Source organism: Pararhizobium qamdonense (assembly GCF_029277445.1).
Classification (GTDB): Bacteria; Pseudomonadota; Alphaproteobacteria; order Rhizobiales; family Rhizobiaceae; genus Pararhizobium; species Pararhizobium qamdonense.
On sequence record NZ_CP119566.1, the window covers coordinates 3,251,927 to 3,277,243 of the forward strand.

Here is a 25,317-nt window from a genome sequence, read left to right on the forward strand (position 1 = left end):
ACTCGGGAAACTGAGCGGATTGCCAAACTCTCCCTCTTCCCCGCCCTTGTGGCGGGGATGAGGGCGAGTGGGTATCCCTCTTGCAAATAATTCTATTCACGGTTTGTCAGCAGTCTAAGATTAGAGCCGCCCGAGGCCCGAGAGCATATAGGTCAGTTCCGCCTGGCGGCGGGTGCCGGTCTTGAGGAAGATGCGCTTCAGGTAGGTCCGGACCGTTTCCAGCTTCAGGCCGAGCTTGATCGACACGGCCTCCAGGCTGACCCCGGAGGCCAGTTCGCGGGCGACCCTTGCCTCGCCGGGCGTCAGATCGAACAGGCCGCTCAGCACCCGCATATCGGGCGGACCGGCCTGGCCGACCGGGGTTGCGATCAGCACCGCAAGGCTCCTGGAAAAGACATCGCGGGCCTTTCGCCGCACCGGCAGCAGATGCAGGATCAGCGCCGGCAGGCCCTGTTCCGCCGAAAGCGGGATGGACTGGACGTTGGAGGCCGGCGCCAGCAGCAATTGCTCCAGCGCCGCCAGAACCAGGCTGTTTGCCGTCGGGTTTTTCAGGGAAATCCTGTCGCCGGCACCGGTGCGAATGCGCGGCGACAGCGCCTCCATATCCGCATTCATCGCCAGAACCCGATTGTCGCCTCCAAGAACTGCGGCGGGAAGACCGATCAATGCAAGCGTTGCCGCGATGCTTTCCGCCTGCCGGAACACCATGCGCGACGCAATAAGCGCGGCGCGGGACAGGTCGCCTTTCAGGCTGTTGGCACGCTCGAGCGCGCCGGCCGAGAAAGGCCCGTCACTGCTGCGGCCGATCATGTCGAAGATCAGCGTGTGGCCGGACGGCTCCACCATGACCGCCCCCATGCTCCAGCCCAGTCCCTTCGGCCGCAAATATGTGTTATAGACGGGATCGGCGGCAATTTCCTCCGGGGTCATCAGGTCGATATCGCGGGCAAACGCCATTGGCGACAGTTGCATCGAGCGCTCGGGACGAGGATTGGGCAATTTCAGATCGCTCGCCGCATAGAGATCCATCTGTTCGGCAATATTGGGCGAACAGACCCAGCGGAGCGTCGAATCCGTATCGATGGTCATGATGCCGGCGGAGAAACTGCCGATTTCCTCGGCCAGGCTGGCGCAGACGTCCGGCCACAGCTCGGGGATAACGGCGGCTTCGTAGATTCGGTCAATCAGCGTCATCGCATCGGACATTATCTGCTCTTTGTTGGAGCATTTATTCGATAGTGCCCTAAGGATAGCGGTTTTGCCAAGGACAATGCGTCAAACCCACTAAAAATAGGGGGTTTAGTTCACACTGCGTTCAGACGAATTCCGCCATAATTCAAGCCGATCTCTAATGACCGGTTGACGCCGCTGTCACAAAGTCTTTCATCTGTCGTCAAAGAACTCGCAGAGAACCCGAATCGATGTCCACCACGCCTGCCGCCTACAACATTCCCAATCTCCTGACCTATGGCCGTATTCTGGCCGTGCCGCTGATCGTCCTGTGTTTCTTCATCGAAGGCAGGCTGCAGAGCTCGGATACCGCCCGCTGGACGGCGCTGGGGCTTTTCGCCGTCGCCTCGATCACCGATTTCTTCGATGGCTATCTGGCGCGGATCTGGCAGCAGACCTCCAATATCGGCCGCATGCTCGATCCGATCGCCGACAAGCTTCTCGTCGCGTCCGTGCTGCTGCTCGTCGCTGCCGACGGCACGATCGCAGGCTGGTCGATCTGGGCTGCGATCATCATCCTGTGCCGTGAAATCCTGGTGTCGGGCCTGCGCGAATATCTGGCCGCGCTGAAGGTCAGCGTGCCGGTTACCCGCATTGCGAAGTGGAAGACGACCATCCAGATGGTCGCCATCGCCTTCCTGCTGGCAGGCCCCGCCGGCGACAAGGTGCTTCCCTACACGACCGAAATGGGCATCGGCCTTCTCTGGCTGGCTGCCGCCATCACGCTCTACACCGGCTACGATTATTTTCGCGCCGGCCTCAAGCACATGGTCGACTGATGGCGAGCGTCAACCTCGTCTATTTCGCCTGGGTGCGCGAGCGGATCGGCCGAGGCGAGGAAACGCTGGAGCTTCCCGACACCGTCATCACCGCCGGCGATCTGCTGACCCATCTGAAGACGCTTGGCGAGGAATACGAGACGGCGCTCGAACATGAAAACGTCATCCGCGTTGCCATCAACCAGGAACATGTCGAGCACCACGAAACCATCGCCGGGGCGCGGGAAATCGCGCTTTTCCCGCCGATGACCGGGGGCTGAGACATTGAGCGGCGTGCCTGTCACGGTTCGCATCCAGCGCGGCGATTTCGATCTTGCTGCGGAAGTCAGAGCGCTGTCCTCCGGCCGCCACGATATCGGTGCTGTCGTGACCTTTTCCGGCCTTTGCCGGGACGAGGCGGGCACGCTCAGCGCCCTTGAACTCGAGCACTATCCCGGCATGGCCACCGCTGAGATCACCCGGATCTGCCACGAAGCCGCCGCCCGCTTTTGCCTGCAGGCGGTGACTGCCATCCATCGCTACGGCACAATCGCACCCGGCGAAAACATCGTCCTCGTCGTCACCGCCTCGCCGCACCGGCAGGCAGCCTTCGACGGCGCCAATTTCATCATGGATTTCCTGAAGACCGCAGCGCCGTTTTGGAAGAAGGAACATGCGGCCGATGGCAGCACCGGCGGCTGGGTCAGCGCCAAGGATGACGACGACAGCGCAAGGGACCGCTGGTCTCAATGACCGCCGGTTGGGATCGCCGGTCGAAGGCTTGATCAGGCGGACAAGTCAAGGCTGAAACTGCTCCTTGCGCGTCAGAACGAGCAACAGAACCAGGAACGAGAAGATGGCAAAGTCCCGCCACAGCATCGGTCCATAGGCGCTCCAGAGCGTTTCGCTCAGCCCCATCGCTGCCGCCCCCACAGCCGCCAGAACCGGCGCCGTCTGGCCGCCGATTGCCGCGATGAACAGGACCTTGACGCCAAAGACGATGCCTGCGCCGAAATCCATCGTGCCGTAATAGGCGGTCGCAAGAATGCCCGCGATCGCGGCCAGCAATGCGGAGAACCCGTAGGCCGCGATGAAGACACGGCGGCCATCGACGCCGCAAAGAGCCGCCGCCCCGGCATCGTCTGACACGGCCCGCCAGGCGCGGCCCCAGGCCGAGCGCGCAAGAAACAGATGCGCCACTGCGACAATGGCCAGCATCAGGCCCGTGTTCAAAAGCTGCACCACCGTCAGCGTCACCGGAAAATGCGGATCCGCAAAGAGCGTTACCGGTGTGTTGAGGAATGGCGGCAGCCAGAGGCTGCGCGTCTGCGCCGCAATCCGCGACAGTTCCATCAGCACCAGCGCGATGGCAAGCGAGACCACCACCACGGTGTTGGCCGAGGTCGCCGCCAGCCTGTGCATGATCGAACGGCCGATCAAAAGCCCGGCTCCCAGCGTATAGACCAGCGCCGACACCGCCCCGACCGCAAGCGCGGCCGGCAGCACCAGCCACAGCCGGTTCCAGGCGAAATCGGAAAACAGCAGAAAGATTTGCCCGGCAAAACCAAACAGCGCACCATAGGTGAGATCCGCGCGGCGGGTGACAGCGAAGGCGATGGAATAGCCGAAAGCCAGCAGCGCATAAAGGGCTGCGATAGGCAGGGCGCTGGCAAGCTGCTGCAGAAAATAGGCCATGACATACCCGCTGATGACAAATGCATTATAACTGGTAAAATGCGTTTTACCAGTTAGGATATCGATATGACCTTTGCCTGGACCCAGCACCGTTTTTCGGGCGGTGCGCTTGCTCTCGATGTCGCCAATTCGGTGATCCTGCGCTTCGACACGGAGCGGCGGATCGACCGCTATGCCGATCCCGTTGCGCTGGACGGCTTTGCCGCAGCCGCCAACCGCTTTTCCGCAGAAAAACATCTGTTCGGGACGCTGGAGCCCGTGACGCCCGAAAACCACGCTGCATTTCTGGATTTGCGCGAGGCAACCGACCGGCATTTTCGTGCGACTGTTCTGGGCACCCCCACCGGCGACGGCCTGGCCGACCTGCTCGATGCGGCTTCCGTGATCATCCGCAGGCACAAGGCTTCAACCGCCCCGCTCGATGGCGCCCCGCTCGATGCCGCGACGGCGCGTTCGGCGCTGATGCTTGCGGCATCGGGCGAGCCGGAGCGGCTGAAAATCTGCCCCAATTGCCAATGGCTGTTTCTCGATCGCAGCCGCAACCGCAGCCGCACCTGGTGCGACATGACGGTCTGCGGCAACCGCGCCAAGGCCAGCCGCCACTACCAGCGCCAGAAGAAGGAGTTGACCGCATGAGAGCCAACCCCCTTGCCGCCGGCCTTCTCGCCGTGATCACGTCCCTGTCCGCCTGCCAGCGCGAAACGGGACCGGACCCGCTCGAACTCACCGGCAAGATGTTCGTATTCAACTACCGTCTTGCCTATGCCACCTATATGATCACGCTGACCAAGACACAGCCAGTGCCGGATGGCAGCACGGTTGCCGCCACATTCGAAGACCCCTCCGGCGGCCCGCCGCTCACGCTCGACCGCAAGCTGTTTCCAAAGCTGGACAAGGTCGTCCTCGAAAGCCCGGACGTCACCTGCGTGAAAAAGCAGAAACCCTATGCGGTGACGATCGACGTCAAAGGCCCCGACGGCACCATCCTGCAGACGCTGAAGACCTCGGTCATTTCCAATCTCGACCAGGATATCATGCCGGCGGAAGCTCTGGTGGTCGGCCCTGCCTATGACAAGAACCCGGATGTCTTCAAGGCCGGCAAGGCGCCCGAACATTTCGAGACGGCGAAGTGCCCGGGGTGAATGTGCCGGACATCAAAAGCCGGAACGCGAAAAAGCCGGAGCGTTTCCGCCCCGGCTTTTCTTCATTCTTTCAAGTCCTTCGGGCCGAAACCCTCAAGAGTTGATTCAGCCGACGATTTCGGTGTCGGAGAACCAGTACTTGATTTCCTGGGCAGCGGTTTCCGGAGCATCGGAACCGTGAACCGAATTTTCGCCGATCGACAGGGCGTGTGTCTTGCGGATCGTGCCTTCGTCGGCATTGGCCGGGTTGGTCGCGCCCATGATTTCGCGGTTCTTCAGGATGGCGCCTTCGCCTTCCAGAACCTGGACGATGGTCGGGCCGGAGGTCATGCCTTCAACCAGTTCGCCGAAGAAAGGACGTTCCTTGTGAACGGCGTAGAAGCCTTCGGCTTCGCGCGTGCTCATCCAGACGCGCTTGGACGCGACGACGCGCAGGCCTGCGTCTTCGAGCATCTTGGTGATGGCGCCCGTCAGGTTCCGCTTGGTTGCGTCCGGCTTGATCATCGAAAATGTGCGTTCAATCGCCATTGTCTCAATTCCCTTTGCTTACATAAATCGGGGGTTTTTCCGCGAAATTTGCGGTTCAATAGCCGCCAATTCCGTGCAAAACAAGGGGGAGACGTCAAGTTTCACGCCGCTGTCACGGAGCGCCCGGCACCATCATGAAGATCGAGGCAGCGCTCGAACCAGTCGCGGACCGGATCGCCCGGCTCCAGAATCCGCTTTGGCGAGACGACGCGCGCCCATTGCAGCGGACCAAAGACGACATAGTCGGAAAATAGCGGCGTTTCGCCGCCGATGAATGGCTGCCTCTTCAGCGTGGTGCGCAGCGGCTCCAGCTTGGCGGCAAAGGTTTTTTGCTCCTCGATCCCGGTTTGCGCGACCGCCTCAAGGCTCATCCCGAAGCGGTGTTCGCGCGACGTGCGGAAAAACGCCTGATCGACCGGTGCCAGGCTGTCGTGGATATCCATCAGGATGATCCGCGCCAGCGCCGGGTGCAATGTCAGCTGCGACCAGCTTTCGATGAACCGCGCCATGGCCTGGCCGCCCTCGCCGCCAAACAGCGACGGCTTATCCGGATAGGTCTTTTCCAGATAAAGCGCGATATCGAAACTGTCACGGATGAGACGATCGCCGTCGCGCAGCACCGGTACCAGCGCCGTCGCGCCGTTTTCGATCGCCGGTATCTCGGTAAACCCGACCGCCCTGGTATCGTAGTCCAGCCCCTTGTGGGCGAGCGACAGCATTGTCTTCCAGACATGCGGCGAAAACGGCCGGCTTCTGTCGGCGCCGCAAAGGGCATAGAGTGTGCGGTTCATCGGGTTTCCTCGTTCTTTCCGTATTGCCGTAGACCTATTCGAAACCAGCGGTCACGAACAATCAAATCAGTAAATTTCATGGATCCCATCAACCACTGCGGCGCAATTGCGCGCTAGGTTTGCAAGGACTGAAAGGAATTTTGCCATGCTCGATCACTACCGGATGTTTGCCGATTACAATCGCTGGGCCAACCGCCTCGTCTATGATGCCGCCGGCGATCTTAGCGATGCGCATTACCGCGAGAACAAGGGCGCCTTCTTCGGCTCGCTGCATGCCACGCTCAACCACATCCTGGCCGCAGACCGGATCTGGATGAAGCGCTTCACCGGCACCGGCGATGCGCCGTCAAAGCTCGACACGATCCTGTTCGACACGTTTGCCGGCCTCTCGGCCGCCCGCGCCGAAGAAGACGAGCGCATCGCCGCGTGGATCGCCGGCCTCAGCGAAGACGATCTTGCCGGCCGCTTCACCTATACGCCGGTCAGCAATCCCCTGCCCGTCACCCAGCGCCTCGCGCCAACCCTTACCCACGTCTTCAACCACCAGACCCACCATCGTGGCCAGTGCCACATGACGCTGACGGCGCTTGGGGCTCCGAGCCTCGCTCTCGACATGAGCTATTTCCTACGGGTGCCGGCATACCGGCAGTATGCGGATTGAGTAAACGCCGGAAATCATTTGTTTCTTAGCGGCATGTCACAACCCCGTCACAAGCTTTGAGCAAGACAGCCGCGTCATAATCCCCGCATATTTTAGGATGTGGAGCAGGACGACATTATGGAATGGTATCCCATTGAAGCGCTTGAAGCCGGCAAGCTTGCGGTCCTGCATTTTGAAAACCAGGACGAGCAGCGCTGGGTCGGCTATATCCATGGCGACGGCATCTGCCATTGGCCGGAAAATGTGTCGGGACGGCGCCCCGACGGCTGGCAGGATCTGTCCGCCCTGTTTTCAAGCCTGCCCGACAGCGCAAAGCAGATCGTCTCGGCCGCGTTTTGACGCCTCTGCTCAAGCGGCCGCGTCTTTTCCCGGCTGCAAAGCCCAATATTCCCAAAGGGCAACCACGAACAGAACCGCAGTGGCGGTGATCTGGATGACGTAATTGCTGGTAAACGGCACGAGCACTGCGGTCGCGGCCAGCAGCACGAGCCCCGCCAGATGCGAGACCGGAATTTTGTGGGCGACCGCCATCTTCACCCAGACATTGCCGGCCAGAAACAGGACCGGCCCGCCGATCATCGCCAGCGCGTTTTTCAGCGAACTGTCCTCCTGCGCATGCGACAGGCTGAAATCCTCGCCGACCGCAGTCAGGATGATACCCGCGATGATCGGCAGATGGCCGTAGGTAAACAGGTTGTGCGCCACGCTTTCCGGCTGCGAGGTATTTTCCGCCTTGTCGGCAGCATCCTCCTGTCCGTGATGGAAATAGATCCACCACATGAAGCCGGTGGAGAGGAAGGCGGCGCAGAACACGGCGAAGGTCGTGTTCGAGTTCATATGATCGGCGGCATTCTTGCCGGTGGTCAAAATGGTTTCGCCAAGGCAGATGATCACAAACAGCGCGCAGCGCTCGGCCATATGCTCGCCGGAAACATCCAGCGTTTCCGGTGGCGATTTTCCAAGCCCCGGTACGGCATAGCGCAGTGCGGGCGAGGCATAGTCGATGACGAGCGCCAGGCTCCACAGGGCAAGCCGGCCTTCAAGCTCCATCATCGCGCCGGCAAGCCAGAAGACGGAGGATGCCAGCGACCACAGCGTGATACGCACGAAGGTCATGAAGGAGGCGTCGTCAACGCCGCGATAGGCATAGAGCGTGAACAGCGAGCGGCCTACCTGCATGGCGCAGTAGATCAGGGCAAACATCAGCCCGTGTTCGCCAAAGGCTTCCGGCAGCGCCAGCGCCAGAAGCACGCCGCCGAACATCATGCAGAACAGCATCAGCCGGACGGCTTCCTTGCCGGTGTGGAGCAGGTTGGTGACCCAGGTCGTGTTGATCCAGACCCACCAGATCGCCAGCACCAGAAGTGCCGATTCGAACGCCGCCGTCGGCCCGAAATCGGAGGCGAGCGTATGCGACAGCTGTACGAGCGCAAAGACGAAGACCAGGTCGAAGAACAGCTCGGGAAAGCTGGCGCTGGTCTGATCGGGCTCTTCGGTGCGCAGCCAGTTGCCGCGTTCACCCGGCATGATGGACACCGTTTGCACGGCTTATGCCGCTATGTTTTGCCAGGCCGTCTCTGCGCATGATGTTTCCCCGCTCCTATTTGCTGTCATATAGGGCGCGGGCGGCGGCGGGCAACGGTGCTGATGACGGGCGATCCATGCCGAAAAGCGCGCCGGATGTGCCCATTTTGAAGTCTTGTCTTTGACGGTCTTTTAATCCCGATGCTGTATCAGCTTTCTCTTGCAACCACAGCATATCAGGCGGTTTTGTGAGGGAATGCGCAATGACGGACAAGCCCCAGCACGACGGCAATCAGGCCCAGAATGCCGCGATCCTGCTCAAGGTCGCCCAGACCATGGCCAAGCTTGGCGTTGCCGCCTTCCCGCGCAATTACGAACTGTTCTACGAGGCTCTGTCCGGCAACAATCCGCCGCTGACGCGCGCGGTTGCAGCGCTTGGCGCCCATCCGCTGCAAAACCAGATCGAACAGATCGGCATCACATATCACCTCTCAGGTTTTGCCGCGATCGAAGCCGACGCCATCCGCGCCGATACCGCCCGCGCGATCTGCGCCATCAGCCATGCGCTGACGGACAGCATCGCCAAGAAGGACGTCTTTGCCGCGATGCTGCGCGGCTTCATGTCACGTCTGGAAACCGATCCGGTCGCCGGCATGTCCGACTTCGCCGATGAGGCGGCGCGCCTGCGCGATGCGGTTGCGGTGTTCGAGCGTGAGGAGAAGGCTTTTGCTGGTGTGATGACCGAAACCGTGACGCAACTTGGCGGGATTGACAGCCAGATCGAGACGATGCGCAAGGCGGCGACCCGCGACCCCGTCACCGGCCTGCCCAACCGTATCGCCTTTTCCGCCAAGCTCACCGCACTTTATGACGACGGCAAGGCGACAGGGCCGGCGGCGCTGGCGCTCGTCACCGTCGAGGGCCTGCGCGAGATGGGCGAACGCCATGGCGCCGCAACCGTCGAAAAAGCGCTGAAGAAGCTTGCACCGGAATTCCGCAAATCCGTGAAGAAAAACGATTTCGTCGCCCGTATCGGCACCGACGAGTTCGCCTTCGTCTTCCATGATGTCTCCGCTGACAATGCCGAGGCGATCGCGCAGCGGATCTGCACCTCGGTGGAAGGCGTGCAGGTTGCGCTGCCGAACCGGGCGTTCACGACGCAGACCCTCTCGCTCTCCACCGGCATCGCCATGGCCTTTACCGCGTCCGGCGGCGTCGATCTGTTCACCCAGGCCGAGCTCGCGCTGCGGGCCGTGCGCAGCGGCGGCAAGCCGGGAACCCTGGTGTTTTCCGCTGCAATCGGTGGCCGGACGAAAAAAACCTACGCTCCGCAGGCCGCCTGACCCTGCTGCAGCGCGGCAAAGCCTTGCCTTCTCGCCTGAGTTCGGCCAAAACGCGGCCATGATCACGCTCAATAATCTTTCGGCCCGCATCGTCGGACGCCTTCTCATCGACCAGGCCAGTGTCGCGCTGCCGGCCGGCATCAAAGCTGGCCTCGTCGGCAAGAATGGCGCCGGCAAATCGACCCTGTTCAAAATCATCACCGGCGACATGGAAGCCGAGACCGGTTCGGTGTCGATCCCGAAGAATGCCCGCATCGGCCAGGTGGCGCAGGAAGCCCCAGGCACCGAGGAGCCGCTGATCGAGATCGTGCTGAAAGCCGACAAGGAGCGCGAGGCGCTTCTGGCCGAAGCCGAGACCGCCACCGACCCGCACCGGATCGCCGATATTCACATGCGGCTTGCCGATATCCAGGCGCATTCGGCCGAATCGCGCGCCGCCAGCATTCTCGCCGGCCTCGGCTTCGATGCCGCCGCGCAGTTGCGCCCGGCCTCGTCCTTTTCCGGCGGCTGGCGCATGCGCGTGGCGCTGGCGGCGGTGCTGTTTTCCGAGCCGGATCTGCTGCTTCTCGACGAGCCGACCAACTATCTCGACCTGGAAGGCACGCTCTGGCTTGAGGATTATATCAGCAAATATCCGCACACGGTCATCATCATCAGCCATGACCGCGACCTCCTGAACACCGCCGTCAACGCCATCATCCATCTCGACCAGCAGAAGCTGACCTTCTATCGCGGCTCCTACGACCAGTTCGAGCGCCAGCGCGCCGAGGCGATGGAATTGCAGACCAAGGCCAAGGTCAAGAACGATGCGGCGCGCAAGCATCTGCAGGCCTTCATCGACCGCTTCAAGGCCAAGGCTTCCAAGGCAAGGCAGGCGCAGAGCCGCGTCAAAGCACTGGAGCGCATGGGCACGGTTTCGGCCGTGATTGAAGATCACGTCCAGGGCTTCAAGTTCCCTGATCCGGAAAAGGAAGCCGCCTCGCCGATCATTGCGTTGGAACACGGCACCGTCGGCTATACGCCGGGCAAGCCGATCCTGCAGCACCTGTCGCTGCGCATCGATACCGACGACCGCATCGCGCTGCTCGGCTCGAACGGCAACGGCAAGTCCACCTTTGCCAAGCTGATCTCCGGCCGCCTGCCCGCCACGGGCGGCTCGGTCCAGACGGCGCCGGGCCTCAAGATCGGCTTCTTTGCCCAGCACCAGCTCGACGACCTGATCCCCGAACATGATGCCGTCGAGCATGTGCGCCAGCGCATGCCCGGTGCCACCGAAGGCAAGGTGCGCGCCCGCGTCGCCCAGATGGGCCTTGCGACCGCCAAGATGAGCACGCCCGCCAAAGACCTTTCCGGCGGCGAAAAGGCCCGGCTGCTGATGGGCCTTGCCGCCTTCGATGCGCCGAACCTTCTGATCCTCGACGAACCGACCAACCATCTGGATATTGACAGCCGCAACGCGCTGATCCAGGCGCTGAACGAATATACCGGCGCCGTCATCCTGATCTCACATGACCGCCACCTGATCGAGGCGACCGCCGACCGGCTGTGGCTGGTCAAGGACGGCACCGTCTCAAACTATGACGGCGACCTTGAGGATTACCGCTCCACCATTGTCCAGAGCTCCAAGGGCAAGGGCGGCAAGGCCAAGGGCAATGGCGGCGAGGAGCAACTGAGCAAGGCCGAGCAGCGCAAGGCCAATGCCGACAAGCGCGCCACCTTCGCGCCCTTGAAGAAAAAGATCAACGATGTCGAATCCTTGACGGCAAAACTGAACAAACAGATTCAAGCCCTCGACAAGGAACTCGAAGACCAGGACCTCTACGACAAGTTCCCCGACAAGGCCGCAGCCAAGGTCAAGGAACGCGCCGAAACCGTCGCCAAACTCGCCAAGGCCGAGGAACACTGGATGGAACTGTCCAGCCAATACGAAGAGGCGATGGCGAGCTGATTGATATCGGCGGCCCGCCGGACTTTGCCTATTTCGTCGTCTTTCCGCCCGGCACCATGCAAAATCCGCTGGCTGCGCGTTTTATTGGCTGGCTGCACAGCGAGGCGCAGACGCGAGCGATCGTCTGATCAGGCGGCGGCCCGCTTGCGCGCCGGGATCGTCATGGCCGCGACGCCGGTGATGACGCAGGCAAGGCCGATGAGGGCCGTGCTGCTGATGGTTTCGCCGAGAAAGACAACACCGATCGCCACGCCGATGGGGACGCGCAGATAGGCCTGCGCCGTCGTGCCGACCGAGCCCAGCGTGTGCACCAGCCGGAAATAGATGACGAAGGCGAGTGCCGTCGAAAAGACCGAGAGACCGAGCAAGGCGAGGATCGAGGCTGTAGACGGCGCCAATGTCCATGGCCGGTCGATAATGAGGCTGAGCGGTATCAGGATAATCGCGCCGCAGATCAGCGAGCCTGCGGCCGGCATCATCGGATCAAGCGACTTGAAGCCACGGCCGAAGATGGCGGCGCCTGCATAGCAGATCGTCGCTGCCACGATCGCAAGCTGGGCCGGCAGCTGGTCGCCGGCGCCGTGCAGCGCTTCCAGGCCGACCACGAGGGTAATCCCTGCAATTCCAGCGGCGACGCCGAAGAGCTTGCGTCCCGTCACGGGTTCATGGCGCGTCAACAGCGCTGTCAGCAGAAAGGCGAAGATCGGGGTGGTCGAATTGAGGATTGCAGCCAGCCCCGCATCCACGGTTTTTTCCGCCCAGGCGATCAGCGTGAAGGGGATGGCGCTGTTTAGACAGGCTTGAACCAGGAACCGGCCCCAGACCGCCTTGTCCTTCGGCAGGGACAGCCCGCGAAAGCGCAGGACCGCCAGCAGGAGCAGGCCGGCGATCAGGGTGCGGGTGGCAATCAACGTGATCGGCGCGATGGTCTCCACGCCGATCTTGATGAAGGTGTAGGAGGCGCCCCAGAGCGTTGCGAGCGCCAGAAGCAGCGCCAGTTCTTTTTTCAGGTTTATCGGGTCCGGTGTCATGATCGACTCGCATCAGGGGATTGCCATTCTCCATCCTGCTATAGCGAGCTAACCGCCGATATGCTTCGATGAAGACCGAAGTGTCGATACTCTCTTGGGGAAAATCTCCGCCGCCGGTCTAGCGGGCAAATTTTCGCGCAGCGGCAACGCAGAGGATGACGGCGAGCGTGACCACCAGCATCATCGGGCTTACCGGTTCATGCAAAAGGGTTGCTGCCAGCGCAAGGCCAAAGAACGGCTGCAGCAGTTGCAACTGCCCGACGGCGGCGATGCCGCCCTGCACGAGGCCGCGATACCAGAAGATGAAGCCGATCAGCATGCTGAACAGCGAGACATAGGCAAGACCGAGCCAGGCCGGCAGCGCCACATCGGAGAAAGCCTGCGGCCTGAAGGCGACTGAGAGGGCAATCATCACCGGCAGTGAAATGACGAGCGCCCAGGAGATCACTTGCCAGCCGCCCAGCGTGCGCGACAGCCTTGCCCCTTCGGCATAGCCGAGGCCGCAGACGATGATCGCCGCCAGCATCAGCCCGTCGCCGAGCGGCGACGACGCGCCGCCTTGCATCAGGGCAAAGCCGGCCACCAGCGCGCTGCCAAGCGCCGAAAACAGCCAGAATGCCGGCTTTGGCCGCTCGCCGCCGCGCAGCACGCCGAAGATCGCCGTCGAGAGCGGAAGCAGGCCGATGAAGACGATGGAATGGGCCGAGGTGACGTGCTGCAGCGCCAGCGCCGTCAACAGCGGAAACCCAAGGACCACGCCGAGCGCCACCACCACGAGCGAGACGATATCGGCGCGCGAGGGGCGCTTCTGGCGGAAGGCGAGCAGCAGGCACAGCGCCAGCAGACCGGCAATCGCCGCGCGCGCCACCGTCAGGAAGACCGGGTCGAGCTGCATGACCGCGACGCGGGTGGCCGGCAGCGAGCCGCTGAAGATCACCACGCCGATCAATCCGTTGATCCATCCGCTCGCCATCCGGTCCATGTCATGCTCCTTCGTTGCACCCTTATCGGCGGGAGCGGCTGGCAACACCAGCGACAGTCATGTACAGTTTGGCAAAACTGTTATGGTATCGGATCACATACAGATGCTCGACGATGTACAGAATGGCACCCGGATCGCCACAGTGATTGCCACGATCCGGCAGCGCATTGCCGGCCGCAGCCTGACGGCAGGCGACAAGCTGCCATCGATCCGGGCTTTGGCGCGCAGCCTTCAGCTGTCCACTTCCACCGTGGTCGAAGCCTATGACCGCCTGGCCGCCGAGGGCGTGATCCAGGCGCGCGCGGGCTCGGGCTTCTACGTGGCAAGCCAGGCGGCACCGCTTGCCCTGTCGGAAATCGGCCCGAAGCTGGACCGGGCGGTCGATCCCTTCTGGGTCTCGCGGCAGTCGCTGGAGGCGGCGAACGCCGATCTGAAACCTGGATGCGGCTGGCTGCCGCCCTCCTGGCTTCCGGACGACGGCATGCGCCGCGCCTTGCGGACGTTATCGCGCACCGAGGGCGCGTCGCTTGCCGACTACGGCACGCCGCTCGGCCTGCCGCCGTTGCGCCAGCTGATCGCGCGCCGGATGGGCGAGCACGGCATCGACGCATCGCCGGACCAGATCATGCTGACCGAATCGGGCACGCAGGCGCTCGATCTCCTGTGCCGGTTTCTGCTCGAGCCCGGCGATACCGTTCTGGTGGACGATCCCTGCTACTTCAATTTCCACGCTCTCTTGCGCGCCCATCGCGCCCATATCGTCAGCGTCGCCTATACGCCGAGCGGCCCGGATATCGAGCAGTTCGCCACGGTCTTGAGCGAACACAAACCGCGGCTCTACATCACCAATTCCGCCATCCACAACCCGACCGGGGCGGTGCTCTCTCCGGTGACGGCGCACCGGGTGCTGAAACTGGCCGAACAGGCGGGGCTGACCATCATCGAAGACGATATCTTTGCCGATTTCGAGCATGCCGCTGCCCCAAGGCTTGCCGCCTTCGACGGCCTTGAGCGCGTCATTCATATCGGCAGCTTCTCCAAGACCCTGTCGGCTTCGGCGCGCTGCGGCTTCATTGCGGCCCGGCCGGACTGGATCGAGGGGCTGACCGACCTGAAGATCGCCACCACATTCGGCGGCGGCCGTCTAACGGCTGAACTGGTGCTCAACGTGCTGCGCGACGGCAGTTACCGCAAGCATATGGAAGGGCTGCGCCTGCGGCTTTCGCGCGCCATGACCGATGTCAATGCCCGCCTGAAAAACCTCGGGCTCGAATCCTGGATCGAACCGCAGGCCGGGATGTTCTTATGGGCAAGGCTGCCGGACGGGCTCGATTCGGCCGAGATCGCCCGGCAGGCGCTCATGGACAATATCGTGCTCGCTCCCGGCAACGTCTTCAGCCTGTCGCAATCGGCAGCCGGCTTCCTGCGGTTCAATGTCTCGCAATCCCAGGACAACCGCATCTTCGAGGTCCTGCGCAAGGCGATGGCCCGCAAGCCCGACATGGCCGCAGCAATATAGCGAATTGCCTAGCCCAGTTCGAAGGTCGTGATCCCGTAGATCTGGCCGATCGGCAATTCCGGCACCGGGCCGCGATACATCCGCGCCGTTTCAAACACGGGTTTCAGATTATAGCGGTCGCAGAGCGCGCGGGCTGCGGCGTTCGGCTCGGGAATATCGAGAAAGACCTGGCCGCCGCCAACGCTGGTCACCAGTTTGCGGAAGATCAGGTCGGCATTCGTTTCACTGTCGGCAAAGAGCGGCCCGATCTTGTGGCCTTCGCGGCAGGCGCGGATGGTGCCGTAGCCCAGGATCTCGGAATTGCGCAGCAGGGCGAAACTTTCGCGGCTGTCCATGGCTTTCAGCCATTCCCGCAGAAACGCGTCCCGGCGCGCCGGATTGAACCTTGTATCATAGTCGGCGAGCATCGGCACCAGAACCGGCGAGACCGAGACCAGTTCGGTGCCGGGCGGCTCGGTGCATTGCACCTCACCGCCATAGCGGAAATTGGCATGGGCATAGACGAAACCGGACTTGCGGTACGTGTCCTGCTGTGCCACCACGCCATCCAGCCCGACCGTCCGGCTGCCAGCTTCCACAAGCGCCCTTTGCCACAGCGCCAGACCGATCCCCTGCCCGCGAAAATCCGGATGGACCATGTAGAACCCGAGAAACGCATAGGTCTCATCATAGCGCACCAGCGACAGGGCAGCCGCCATGATGCCATCTTCCTCGGCAATCCAATAGCCGTCCGGATCCGCCGCCCAGAAGGCCGGCGCATCGTCGAGACCGGGGTTCCAGCCCTCCCTGGCTGCCCAGTCGATCAGGACATCGAGATCGGCGCGGCTGGCTTTTCGGATGATCGGGGGCATGGAGACTCCTGTTTGACAATGCAGACTACCCAAATAGCGCAGCTTGGCTATTGTCCACCACCCGCAATGACGATTGTCGGCCGTTCGCCGTTGACAGCCATCGACAGCCGCTTGCCCGCAATCGACTTTCTGCTACAAAAGCCCACCATAAAAGTCATACAAATCGAGCGAAGCACATGAGCCCCATCCATATCTCGATCGTCGGCGTCGGCAAGATCGTCCGCGACCAGCATCTTCCTTCCATCGCCAAGAATGCGGATTACAAGCTGATCGCCGCCGCCAGCCGTCACGGCGTCGTCGATGGCATCGACAATTTCAAGTCGATCGAGGCGATGCTGGAAGCGGTCCCGGAAATCGATGCGGTCTCGCTCTGCATGCCGCCGCAGTTCCGCTATGCCGCCGCCCGCACGGCGCTCGAAGCTGGCAAGCATGTCTTTCTGGAAAAGCCGCCGGGCGCGACGCTAAGCGAAGTCGCCGACCTGCAGGCGCTGGCCGATCAGAAGGGCCTGTCGCTGTTTGCCAGCTGGCATTCGCGCTATGCGCCGGCCGTCGAAGCCGCAAAGGCGTTCCTTGCCTCGACGACGATCAACGACGTCAAGGTGATCTGGAAGGAAGACGTGCGCCACTGGCATCCGAACCAGGACTGGATCTGGGCTGCCGGCGGCCTTGGCGTCTTCGATCCCGGCATCAACGCCCTGTCGATCGTCACGCATATCCTGCCCAACCCGCTGTTCATCACCGCAGCGACGCTGGAATTCCCGGAAAACCGCGACGCGCCGATTGCCGCCTCGATCGTGTTTACCGATGCCAACAACCTGCCTGTTTCGGCAGAATTCGACTGGCGCCAGACGGGCCACCAGAGCTGGGACATCGTCGCCGAAACCGATGCCGGCATGATGGTTCTGGCCGAAGGCGGCGCCAAGCTCTCGATCGATGGCAAGCTGGTGCATGACGAGCCGGAACAGGAATACCCTGCGCTCTACGGCCGCTTTGCCGATATCATCAAGGCGAAAACATCCGACGTCGATCTGGCGCCGCTGCGGCATGTGGCAGACGCCTTCATGCTCGGACGGCGCAAGTTCGTGGACGCGTTCTTCGATTGAGCCTGTCGATATGATTTTGAAGGCCGCGCATGTTTTCGTGCGCGGCCTTTTTTTGCCGCTTACAAATCTTGAATAAGTTTGTCGGCAAGAGCGATAATCCACTCTCCGTCATCTTCGCTTCGAATTGAACCCGACGCTTTTAGGAGGCTCTACGCCTTCTTCACCCAACGCCCATCCTGGTTCTGCTGCCAGTAGGTCAGCGCATGCCCCTCGCCCTTCAGCACCTTCCAGTGCGCCCGCGCGCCTTCCAGCTGGGCCTGGTCGTAGCCATCGAACATGAACACCACACGCTCGTAATCACCAACCGGCGGCGGCGTCGCGCCGTCGATGATGAAGCGGACGGTGGCGTTGTTGCCGTTATCGCCGCCTGCGGTCAAAAGAATCGGCTGGTCGGCGGAAAATTCCGTGGCATCCGTGCCGTGCGGCAGGAAACTGTCGTCGCGATAGGTCCACAGATGCGTGTCGAGCATGTCGCGGCGCTCGTCCCCCGCCGTCTGCACGGCGACGCGCCAGCCCCGCCCGACACAACGGTCGAGCAAGGGTGGCAGCGCGTCTTCGAGCTTGGATTCCGTCAGGTGGTAGAACAGGATTTCGGTCACGTTGCGAGTCAGCCCTCGTAATTGGCGCGAACCAGCTCATCGAGCAGGCGCACGCCGAAGCCGGAGGCCCAGGACTGGTTGATCTCGTCGGTCGGCGAGCCCATCGCGGTGCCGGCAATATCCAGATGCGCCCAGGGCGTGTCCTTGACGAAGCGCTTGAGGAACTGGGCTGCGGTGATCGAACCGGCATAGCGGCCGCCGGTGTTCTTCATGTCGGCAAATTTGCTGTCGATCATCTTGTCATATTCCTTGCCGAGCGGCAGGCGCCAGAGCCTTTCCTGCGTCGTCATCCCCGCCGCCGTCAGCTGGCCGGCCAGCGTGTCGTCATTGGTGAACAGGCCCGCATGATGGCTGCCGAGCGCCACCATGACGGCGCCGGTCAAGGTTGCAAGGTTGATCATGAACTGCGGCTTGAAACGGTCGTTGCAATACCAGAGCGCGTCGCACAGCACGAGCCGGCCCTCCGCATCGGTATTGATGATCTCGATCGTCTGGCCCGACATCGAGGTGACGATATCGCCGGGACGCTGGGCATTGCCGTCGGGCATGTTTTCCACCAGGCCGATGATCCCCACCACATTGGCCTTGGCCTTGCGGGTTGCCAGTACGTGCATCAGGCCGGTCACGGCGGCGGCACCGCCCATGTCGCCCTTCATCTCCTCCATGCCGGCACCCGGCTTGATCGAGATGCCGCCGCTGTCGAACACCACGCCCTTGCCGACGAAGGCCACGGGCCGGTCCTTCGGCTTGCCGCCCTTCCATTGCATGATCGCCAGCCGCGGCGGCCGCACCGAACCCTGCGCCACGCCGAGCAGCGCGCCCATGCCGAGCTTCTTCATTTCCCGTTCGGTGAGAATTTCGACCTCGATGCCGAGCTTTTCCAGTTCTTTCGCCTTGGCCGCAAATTCGACGGGACCAAGAATATTGGCCGGTTCGTTGACGAGGTCACGGGCGATGAAGACGCCTTCGGCGATCGCCTGCGAATGGGTGGCCGCCTTCTTGGCGGCGATCGCCGCACCGGTGACGATCGTCACCTTCACCGGCTTGGGCGGGGTTTTCTGGTCGTCATCGTCCTTCTTGGTGGTCTTGTATCTGTCGAAGCTATAGGCATTCATCTCCATGCCGAGGGCGAAATCGGCGGCCGCCTTGCCGGACACGTCAAGGCCGGGTGCATCGAGGAAAATCGCGACCTTGTCGGCGCCGCGAACCTTGGATGCCGCAGCCCCGCCGGCCTTCAGCCAGTCATGCGCGGTCAAATCGGCGGCGTCGCCGATGCCGAGTACGAGAATGCGATCGACGGGTGCGCCCTGCGGCGCGACGATATCGAGAGCGCGCAGGGATTTTGCCTTGAACTTGGCGATTCGCGCGGCCTTGGCAATGATCGCCTCCGGATCGGCTTCCGCAGCGCCGGCCGCCTCTTTTCCGTCAAGAGTCTTGAGCAAGATGGCGAGGCCACCCGACAGGCGTGCTGATTTGCTGAACCCGATTTCAAATTTCAATGACATGAAGAACTCCAGAATTGCCTTGTGCCGGCCCCAGTCTGTTACCTGCCGGTTACAGTGGCAAACATTCGCCATCTCCCGCAACCCCGGAAACAGCTTCATGCACCGTTGTTGGTTTCGATGACCTTGGCAAGGCGCCACCTTATGTTTAGATGCTGTTAACTATCATTCTTTGCCGAGCCTTAGCCCTGCCCTTTTACAATTTGGTTATCGTGGAAAATTTGCATACCGGTTCATTCAGCGCGATAGGGACATCCGGCACGGCGATGTCCGCACTGGCGATAGCGAACCGGACGAACGGCAGGAAGATGGTCCAGGACCCCGTATGAAACTGATCGAGCGCTATATCCTGAAGCGGGCAACGGGCATGTTCTTTGCCACGCTTTTGCCGCTGATGGCGATTGTCTGGACGACGCAGGCTCTGACCAGCGTCAATCTGGTCACCGATAGCGGCCAGTCGACGCTTGCGTTCATGCGCCTTGCAACGCTCATTCTGCCCTCGATCATTCCCCTCATCCTTCCCTTCGCGCTGGTGATCGGCGTGGCGCAGACGCTGACGGCGATGAATGCCGATTCGGAGCTGACTGTGCTGAATGCCGCCGGCAGCTCGCGCATGACCATCATCCGCCCGGTGATCTATCTCGGCCTTGCGCTCAGCGCCCTGTCCTTCACCGTCGATAATTTCGTCGAGCCCTATTCCCGCATGGCCGTGCGCAAGATGATCGCCACCGCGCATGCGGACCTTCTGTCCTCGGTCGTGCAGGAAAACACCTTCCGCAAGATCGGCGACGGCCTGTATGTCCAGGTCGCCTCGCGGCGCAATGGCGGCGTCCTGCATGGGATTTTCGTCGCCGATTCGCGCGATCCGGCCTATGAGCTGGTCTACTATGCCCGCGAAGGTGCGGTCGATGACAGCGGCTCGGCGCTGGTGATGAAGGATGGCGAGGTGCATCGCAAATTGCCCAATGGCAACGTATCGATCATCAAATTCGACAGCTATGCCTTCGACCTCACCGACATGACCAGGATGGCCGGCCAGGCGACGATCAGAGCCAAGGACCGTGACCTGCCCTTCCTGATCAATCCCGATCCGAAGGACCCGGTTTACGAGAAAAATCCGCAGGCATTTAGCGCCGAGCTGCATCGGCGGCTAACGGAATGGACCTATCCCCTGATCTTCGCCCTGATCGCGCTGGTCTTCAGCAGCGATGCCCGCTCGCACCGGGAAGCCCGCGTGCATCCGATGATCACGGCCCTTCTGACCTGCCTGTTCATCCGCTGGACAACCTTCTACGCGGCCAATAGCGCGGAGGAATCGCGGCTCTTCATTCCGGTCATGTATCTGATCCCGCTCGGCACCGGCTATCTGGCGATACGCCAGCTGATGGGCAACAGGCGGCTTGAAATTCCGCTCACGCTGGAGCAGAAGGTCAAGGAGATTCTGGTTCGCCTGCGCCTGACCAAGGCCAACCCGGCATCTGAGGGAAACCAGGTGCCATGATCTTCACGACGCTCGGGCGTTATTTTTTCAAGCGATACGCGATCACCACATTCTGGTTCCTCGCCGGCATCTTCGCCTTGATCTTCATCATCGATTTCAGCGAACTTTCCAACCGGATGTCGCAGCTGCCGCGCTATTCAGTTGCCGGCGCGCTGTTGATGACGACGTTCCGCATTCCAATGATTCTACAGCAGACGGTGCCGTTCGTGGCTCTGTTTGCCGGCATGGCGTCGCTGATTTCGCTCAATCGCCGCTATGAACTGGTGGTGACGCGCGCCGCTGGAATTTCCGCCTGGCAGTTTTTGCAGCCGTTCGTCATCGGCGCGTTCCTGTTTGGCATCGGAACCGTGATTGCGCTCAATCCAATTGCTTCCTGGGGCACCAAGCAGGCCGAAGCGCTTGAGGCCGAATGGGGCAGCTCGTCCTCAGCCACATCGGCGATCTCCATTCCGTGGCTGCGCCAGATCTATGGAAATGACGACACGATCATCGGCGCGCGCTCCGTTCAGGACGAAGGCAAGACACTGGTCAATGTGACGGTGATCCATTTCGATCCGCTTGGCACGATCGTTTTAAGACAGGACGCCCAGTCGGCAAAACTGGAAGATGGTTACTGGCTTCTTAACACCGTCACGGAAACCCGCAACGGCGAGCTTCCACGCCGTCTCGCTACGGTACAGTTGCCGACTCACCTGAAGCCGGAATTCGTTCAGGAAACGTTGACGAAGGCTGATTCTATTCAATTTTTCGACTTGAGGCGCAAGATCGAGGTGGCGAAGTCGTTTGGCTTTCCAACCAATGCGATGGAAACCCAATTCCACTCCATGCTGGCGCTCCCGCTGCTTCTGGTCGCCATGACGCTGATCGCTGCAAGCGTCTCGTTAAAATTTAGCCGGTTTAACCAATCGAGACCGGTAATTCTCGGTGGAATCCTGTCGGGCTTCGTGCTTTATGTCGTCACCGTGCTTGTCAAAGCATTCGGGAGCAGCGGCATAGTGCCTCCGTTCGTTGCAGCCTGGTTGCCAGTTGTTGTAGCGATGGCGCTGGGCTCGACGATTCTATTGCATGAGGAGGATGGCTAGTGGCGGCAGGCAACCGCAAACATATCAGGCTGCTGGCGGCCATTCTGCTTTCCGGTGTCGCGCTGCAGGCGCTGACGCCGATCGCACCCGCATGGGCACAAGAGACCAATATCGATTCGTTCAATCCGACGATGCCCGAAGACGCCAAGATGCTTCTGTCGGCAAACGAGCTCGTCTATAACAGGGATGCCGAGCGCGTCATCGTGCGCGGGGCGGTCCAGATCAATTACGGCGGCTACCAGATGGTCGCCCAGCAGGTCGAGTACAGCCAGAAGACCGGGCGCATCATTGCAACCGGCGAAATCGAGCTGATCGAGCCCGGCGGCAACCGGGTCTATGCCGACCAGATGGACGTGACCGATGATTTCGGCAACGGCTTCATCGAGCAGCTGCGTGTCGAAACCACGGATCTGACGAAGCTTGCCGCCGTGACCGGCGAACGGCGCAATGGCGAGGAAATGATCCTCAACAATGCCGTCTACACCGCCTGCACCCCTTGCGCGACCAATCCCGACCACAAGTCGCTCTGGCACGTCAAGGCACAGCGCATCGTCCAGAACGGCAAGACCCATACGATCCGCATGGAGAACGCCAAGTTCGAGCTGTTCGGCCAACCGATCCTGTACCTGCCGGTGCTGGAGGTTCCAGACCAGACGGTGAAGCGCAAGAGCGGCTTCCTGTTTCCGAAATTCGGCTATACCCAGAAGCTCGGCGCCGGCGTCAGCGTTCCCTATTACTGGGCGATCTCGCCCTATATGGACGCGACCGTGACGGCGACCGGCCTGACCCGCCAGGGCTTCCTGCTGCAGGGCGAATTCCGCCAGCGCTTTGCCAACGGCGAACATATTCTCAGCATGGCCGGTATCAGCCAGCTGAACCGCAGCAGCTTCACCGGTGGCACCGTCGACGCCCAGGAAACCAATCGCGGCATGATCGGCTCGCAGGGCCGGTTTGAGATCAATCCGCGCTGGACCTTCGGCTGGGACGTTCTCGTCCAGAGCGACAACAATTTCGCCAGGACCTACGAGCTTTCGACCTTCGACGGCACGACGCTGACCAACCAGGCGTACCTTACGGGTCTCGGCAAGCGCAATTTCTTCGACGCCCGCGCCTTCTATTTCGACATCCAGGATGCCGATCCCAACAGCATCGCCGAAAACAAGCAGGCCGTCGCCCAGGTTCTGGATTATTCCTATACCCATCCCGAACCGGTATTCGGCGGCGAACTGACCGCAGACATCAACCTGACCAACATCAATCGCAACCGCGAGGATTCCTACTCCGTTGGTCCCATCGGCGACGAGGTCTACCGTTTCCGCGGTCTCGAAGGCACCTATCACCGCCTGTCGGCCGATCTGGAATGGAAGCGCAACTTCATCGTTCCCGGCGGCCTGTCGCTGACGCCGATTCTTGCGGCGCGCGGCGATCTCATCGGTTCCTCGATGGCCAATCCGGGTCCCGATTATACCGGCAACTTCGACAGCGATGACGCGGCAACGCGCCGGATGCTGACGGCCGGTATCGATGCGCGCTATCCGATCCTTTTGACGACCGACTATAGCAGCCACATCATCGAGCCGATCGCCCAGATCTTTGCCCGTCCTGACGAGGAATATGCCGGCGGCCTGCCGAACGAGGATGCGCAGAGCTTCGTGTTCGACGCGACATCGCTGTTCGACCGTGACAAGTTCTCCGGCTTTGACCGTATCGAAGGCGGAACGCGAGCCAATCTCGGTGTTCGCTACACCGGCGCGCTCGGCAATGGCTACGCGCTGCGCGCGATTGCCGGCCAGTCGTTTCATCTTGGCGGCTTGAATTCGTTTGCGACCGACGATCTGGTCAAGGCGGGTTCTGATTCCGGCCTTGAAACCAACCGGTCCGACTATGTGGCCATGGTCGGGATCGATGCGCCGTCCGGCATTACCGCCAGCTTCAGCAGCCGTTTCGACGAGCGCAATCTCGACATGCGCCGCGCCGATGCGTCGCTCGGCTACCAGGGCATCCTGTGGCAGACGGCCGTGACCTATACCAGCATCCAGGCGCAGCCGCTCTATGGCTCGACCAGGGACCAGGACGAACTGCAGACGGCGGCGGCTTACAAATTTGCCGATTACTGGTCGGTATTCGGCTCCGTCACCTATGATCTGAACAGCAATGTCATCACCCGCAACGGCATCGGCATCACCTATGACGACCGCGATACGATCTTCTCGCTGGTCTACAAGGAAGAGCGCGACAGCGATCAATCCATCGCCAATGACTGGTCGATCGGCGCACGCATCAGCTTCCGGACGCTTGGCGATATCGATGTGGGCGACACGAAGTTTGACGGCCTGAACTAGGACGCGCCGTGGCTGTGGCGCGCCGTTTCCTCTGCGCCAAGTATGGCGCAGAGCCCAATAAAGGGGCGATTGACGGCCTGATTGCACTTTTTGCGGCAACCGGTGGGGTCTTGTCATTGTTCGGCCGCATGTATTATGCATCCTTGCACGCACATGCGCGCGATGACGGCGCTTGGCAAGAAGACCACGACCCCGGACACCCGATGTCCGGCGGCCACTGAAAAGGACAAAGAATGGGCGGGAAGCTTTCGATCACGCGCACGGTTTCGGCAATGATCCTTGCCTGCGGCCTCGCACTCTCCTCCGCACCGGTCACCTATGCCGCGAGCGTCAAGGTCGTTGCCGTCGTCAACGGCACGCCGCTCACGTCCGGCGACGTTGCCAAGCGCGCAGCCTTCATGCGCCTGCAGCACCAGAGCGGTGGCCCGGACGCGGCTCGCCAGCAGATGATCGATGAACTCCTCAGGCGCGAGGAAATCCTGCGTTTGAACGCCTCCGTCAGCAGCACCGACGTCGAAGCAGCCGTCGGGCGCTTTGCGGCCGGCAACAAGCTCTCGGTCCAGCAGCTGTCGCAGATCCTCGATCAGGCCGGCGTCGGCATCGATCACTTCCGCAATTATGTCGCTGTGTCCATGAGCTGGCCACGGGCGGTCAACGCCCGCTTCGGCGGCGGTGGCGGTGGACGCCTGTCCAATGAGGAACTCGTCCGGCGCATGCAGGAAAATGGCGGCCAGAAGCCGGTAACCACCGAATATTTCCTGCAACAGGTGATCTTCGTCGTCCCCGCCTCCAAGCGCAATGCCATCATCGGCAAGCGCCAGGCCGAAGCCAATGCGTCGCGTGCGAAATATCCGGGCTGTGAGCAGGCCAAGGCCTTTGCCGCCACGATGCGCGACGTCTCGATCCGCAGCCTTGGCCGCATGATGGTGCAGGAAATTCCGGCCGACTGGAAGCCGCTCGTCGAAAAGGCCGGCGAGAACGGCACGACCGGCACGCGCGTCACCGAACGCGGCGTCGAATATCTCGCCATCTGCAAGAAGCGCGAAGTTTCCGACGATGCGGCTGCCGAAATCGTGTTCCGCGCCGAAGATATCGGCAAGAAGGGCGATGGCGAAGACGCCAACAGCAAGAAATATGTCGAGGAACTGCGCAAGCGCGCCCAGATCGTCCAGAAGTAACACAAGC

At 61.6% G+C, this 25,317-nt stretch carries 25 protein-coding genes; 15 read left to right on the forward strand and 10 right to left on the reverse strand.

Translation table 11 applies throughout. The annotated features are described in order from the left end of the window. Positions 1–120: 120 nt before the first annotated feature. Complete coding sequence (locus PYR65_RS15860) at positions 121–1,206, reverse strand: helix-turn-helix transcriptional regulator (RefSeq protein WP_276118655.1); 1,086 nt, start codon at positions 1,204–1,206, stop codon at positions 121–123. A gap of 215 nt (positions 1,207–1,421) precedes the next feature. Between PYR65_RS15860 and pgsA the strand changes: the two genes are divergently transcribed. Genes pgsA through PYR65_RS15875 form a run of 3 tightly spaced genes read left to right on the forward strand, consistent with a single transcriptional unit; the run spans position 1,422 to position 2,741 of the window. Beyond that, the gene (gene pgsA, locus PYR65_RS15865; protein ID WP_060641313.1) at positions 1,422–2,009 is read left to right on the forward strand and encodes a CDP-diacylglycerol--glycerol-3-phosphate 3-phosphatidyltransferase; all 588 of its coding nucleotides are present in this window, start codon (positions 1,422–1,424) and stop codon (positions 2,007–2,009) included. Next, a complete protein-coding gene (gene moaD, locus PYR65_RS15870; RefSeq protein ID WP_276118656.1) occupies positions 2,009–2,269 on the forward strand; it encodes a molybdopterin converting factor subunit 1 in 261 nt (86 codons plus the stop codon). The genes pgsA and moaD overlap by 1 nt, the downstream gene beginning before the upstream one ends. A 4-nt stretch (positions 2,270–2,273) precedes the next feature. After that, positions 2,274–2,741: a molybdenum cofactor biosynthesis protein MoaE gene (locus PYR65_RS15875; protein ID WP_276118657.1), complete on the forward strand. Its 468-nt coding sequence runs from the start codon at positions 2,274–2,276 to the stop codon at positions 2,739–2,741. Positions 2,742–2,786: 45 nt separating this feature from the next. On the opposite strand, the gene PYR65_RS15880 is transcribed toward PYR65_RS15875, so the two are convergent. Further along, positions 2,787–3,683, reverse strand: a complete 897-nt coding sequence (locus PYR65_RS15880) for a branched-chain amino acid ABC transporter permease (RefSeq protein ID WP_276118658.1) — start codon at positions 3,681–3,683, stop codon at positions 2,787–2,789. 66 nt (positions 3,684–3,749) lie between these two features. Here PYR65_RS15880 and PYR65_RS15885 point away from each other — a divergent pair, with 66 nt between their 5' ends. Together PYR65_RS15885 and PYR65_RS15890 are read left to right on the forward strand one after the other, a co-directional pair. Further along, entirely contained in the window at positions 3,750–4,319 is a 570-nt protein-coding gene (locus tag PYR65_RS15885; protein ID WP_276118659.1) for a CGNR zinc finger domain-containing protein, read from the forward strand. Continuing rightward, positions 4,316–4,825, forward strand: coding sequence for a hypothetical protein (locus PYR65_RS15890; protein WP_276118660.1), 510 nt, complete (start codon positions 4,316–4,318; stop codon positions 4,823–4,825). Before PYR65_RS15885 ends, PYR65_RS15890 begins: the two co-directional genes overlap by 4 nt. Positions 4,826–4,930: 105 nt before the next feature. Here the strand turns inward: PYR65_RS15890 and ndk are convergent, their stop codons facing one another. Beyond that, complete coding sequence (gene ndk / locus PYR65_RS15895) at positions 4,931–5,353, reverse strand: nucleoside-diphosphate kinase (protein WP_037108924.1); 423 nt, start codon at positions 5,351–5,353, stop codon at positions 4,931–4,933. 101 nt (positions 5,354–5,454) lie between these two features. Beyond that, entirely contained in the window at positions 5,455–6,144 is a 690-nt protein-coding gene (locus tag PYR65_RS15900; protein ID WP_276118661.1) for a glutathione S-transferase family protein, read from the reverse strand. 145 nt (positions 6,145–6,289) lie between these two features. Here PYR65_RS15900 and PYR65_RS15905 point away from each other — a divergent pair, with 145 nt between their 5' ends. Both PYR65_RS15905 and PYR65_RS15910 read left to right on the forward strand, forming a co-directional pair. Further along, complete coding sequence (locus PYR65_RS15905; protein ID WP_276118662.1) at positions 6,290–6,805, forward strand: DinB family protein; 516 nt, start codon at positions 6,290–6,292, stop codon at positions 6,803–6,805. A gap of 117 nt (positions 6,806–6,922) precedes the next feature. Next, a complete protein-coding gene (locus PYR65_RS15910; RefSeq protein ID WP_276118663.1) occupies positions 6,923–7,144 on the forward strand; it encodes a hypothetical protein in 222 nt (73 codons plus the stop codon). Positions 7,145–7,153: 9 nt separating this feature from the next. Here PYR65_RS15910 and PYR65_RS15915 read toward each other — a convergent pair whose 3' ends face one another. Next, the gene (locus PYR65_RS15915) at positions 7,154–8,332 is read right to left on the reverse strand and encodes a low temperature requirement protein A (RefSeq protein WP_276118664.1); all 1,179 of its coding nucleotides are present in this window, start codon (positions 8,330–8,332) and stop codon (positions 7,154–7,156) included. Between the two features lie 260 nt (positions 8,333–8,592). Here PYR65_RS15915 and PYR65_RS15920 point away from each other — a divergent pair, with 260 nt between their 5' ends. Then, complete coding sequence (locus PYR65_RS15920; RefSeq protein ID WP_276118665.1) at positions 8,593–9,672, forward strand: GGDEF domain-containing protein; 1,080 nt, start codon at positions 8,593–8,595, stop codon at positions 9,670–9,672. A gap of 58 nt (positions 9,673–9,730) precedes the next feature. Continuing rightward, a complete protein-coding gene (locus PYR65_RS15925) occupies positions 9,731–11,620 on the forward strand; it encodes an ABC-F family ATP-binding cassette domain-containing protein (RefSeq protein ID WP_276118666.1) in 1,890 nt (629 codons plus the stop codon). 128 nt (positions 11,621–11,748) lie between these two features. Here PYR65_RS15925 and PYR65_RS15930 read toward each other — a convergent pair whose 3' ends face one another. Beyond that, the gene (locus PYR65_RS15930) at positions 11,749–12,651 is read right to left on the reverse strand and encodes a DMT family transporter (protein WP_276118667.1); all 903 of its coding nucleotides are present in this window, start codon (positions 12,649–12,651) and stop codon (positions 11,749–11,751) included. 118 nt (positions 12,652–12,769) lie between these two features. Beyond that, entirely contained in the window at positions 12,770–13,633 is an 864-nt protein-coding gene (locus tag PYR65_RS15935; RefSeq protein WP_276118668.1) for a DMT family transporter, read from the reverse strand. 103 nt (positions 13,634–13,736) lie between these two features. Here PYR65_RS15935 and PYR65_RS15940 point away from each other — a divergent pair, with 103 nt between their 5' ends. Further along, on the forward strand, positions 13,737–15,152 hold the full coding sequence (locus PYR65_RS15940; protein WP_407951241.1) for an aminotransferase-like domain-containing protein: 1,416 nt from the start codon (positions 13,737–13,739) through the stop codon (positions 15,150–15,152). A gap of 8 nt (positions 15,153–15,160) precedes the next feature. On the opposite strand, the gene PYR65_RS15945 is transcribed toward PYR65_RS15940, so the two are convergent. Next, positions 15,161–16,003 (reverse strand): GNAT family N-acetyltransferase, encoded by an 843-nt coding sequence (locus PYR65_RS15945; RefSeq protein WP_276118670.1) that lies wholly within the window; start codon positions 16,001–16,003, stop codon positions 15,161–15,163. Between the two features lie 176 nt (positions 16,004–16,179). Here PYR65_RS15945 and PYR65_RS15950 point away from each other — a divergent pair, with 176 nt between their 5' ends. Continuing rightward, complete coding sequence (locus PYR65_RS15950; RefSeq protein WP_276118671.1) at positions 16,180–17,106, forward strand: Gfo/Idh/MocA family protein; 927 nt, start codon at positions 16,180–16,182, stop codon at positions 17,104–17,106. A 149-nt stretch (positions 17,107–17,255) separates the two neighbouring features. Here the strand turns inward: PYR65_RS15950 and PYR65_RS15955 are convergent, their stop codons facing one another. After that, positions 17,256–17,705 carry a DNA polymerase III subunit chi gene (locus PYR65_RS15955; RefSeq protein WP_276118672.1) on the reverse strand — a complete coding sequence of 150 codons (450 nt, stop codon included), beginning with the start codon at positions 17,703–17,705 and terminating at the stop codon, positions 17,256–17,258. 8 nt (positions 17,706–17,713) lie between these two features. Then, a complete protein-coding gene (locus PYR65_RS15960) occupies positions 17,714–19,210 on the reverse strand; it encodes a leucyl aminopeptidase (protein ID WP_276118673.1) in 1,497 nt (498 codons plus the stop codon). 322 nt (positions 19,211–19,532) lie between these two features. Between PYR65_RS15960 and lptF the strand changes: the two genes are divergently transcribed. The 4 genes from lptF (at position 19,533) to PYR65_RS15980 (ending at position 25,310) form a co-directional block, all read left to right on the forward strand. Next, positions 19,533–20,708, forward strand: a complete 1,176-nt coding sequence (lptF, locus tag PYR65_RS15965; protein WP_276118674.1) for an LPS export ABC transporter permease LptF — start codon at positions 19,533–19,535, stop codon at positions 20,706–20,708. Beyond that, positions 20,705–21,790, forward strand: a complete 1,086-nt coding sequence (gene lptG, locus PYR65_RS15970; protein ID WP_276118675.1) for an LPS export ABC transporter permease LptG — start codon at positions 20,705–20,707, stop codon at positions 21,788–21,790. The genes lptF and lptG overlap by 4 nt, the downstream gene beginning before the upstream one ends. Beyond that, the gene (locus PYR65_RS15975; protein ID WP_276118676.1) at positions 21,790–24,132 is read left to right on the forward strand and encodes an LPS-assembly protein LptD; all 2,343 of its coding nucleotides are present in this window, start codon (positions 21,790–21,792) and stop codon (positions 24,130–24,132) included. The genes lptG and PYR65_RS15975 overlap by 1 nt, the downstream gene beginning before the upstream one ends. Before the next feature lie 233 nt (positions 24,133–24,365). Further along, a complete protein-coding gene (locus tag PYR65_RS15980; RefSeq protein ID WP_276118677.1) occupies positions 24,366–25,310 on the forward strand; it encodes a SurA N-terminal domain-containing protein in 945 nt (314 codons plus the stop codon). The last annotated feature ends 7 nt before the right edge of the window (positions 25,311–25,317 follow it).